The 487-nt window shown below is 45.2% G+C and carries 1 protein-coding gene; it reads right to left on the bottom strand.

Annotation, left to right across the window (positions count from 1 at the left end):
* Positions 1 to 487 (bottom strand): CNNM domain-containing protein (locus NE664_13500; protein MCQ4727647.1); only part of this gene is annotated, 487 nt, incomplete at both ends.

The raw sequence follows: 487 nt of genomic DNA on the forward strand, positions 1-487 counted from the left end.
TCGCTTCTATGATAAAATCCTTCATAAACAGGATTCCCACTATATTGTCAATCTCATCCTCGTAAACCGGAATTCTGGAGTGTCTGCTGTTTAAGATTTCATCCATGCTGGACAGCAGCGGCGTGCTTAAATCCACAGCAATCATATCCTGACGCGGAGTCATGATCTCCCTTGCTTTCTTATCGTCAAATAAAAAGATGGAGGTAATCATATCCTGTTCAATTTCATTAAATACTCCGCTTTCCCGGCCGGTTTGAAGCATGGAGCGGATTTCTTCTTCGGAAACCTCCTCTTCCAGATTCTCCGTTTTCAGCCCCAGAAGCCTTAATACTCCGTTGGTAGATACGGACAACAATGCAATAAACGGGGCCATAATCCTGGAAATGATGGCAATCGGCTTCACGGCAAACAGACTGAATGCCTCCGCCTTCTGCAGTGCAACCCGTTTCGGTACCAGTTCACCAAACACCAGATTAAAGTAAGACAG

The sequence above is a fragment of the Anaerotignum faecicola genome, from assembly GCA_024460105.1.
In the GTDB taxonomy this organism is placed as follows: domain Bacteria; phylum Bacillota; class Clostridia; order Lachnospirales; family Anaerotignaceae; genus JANFXS01.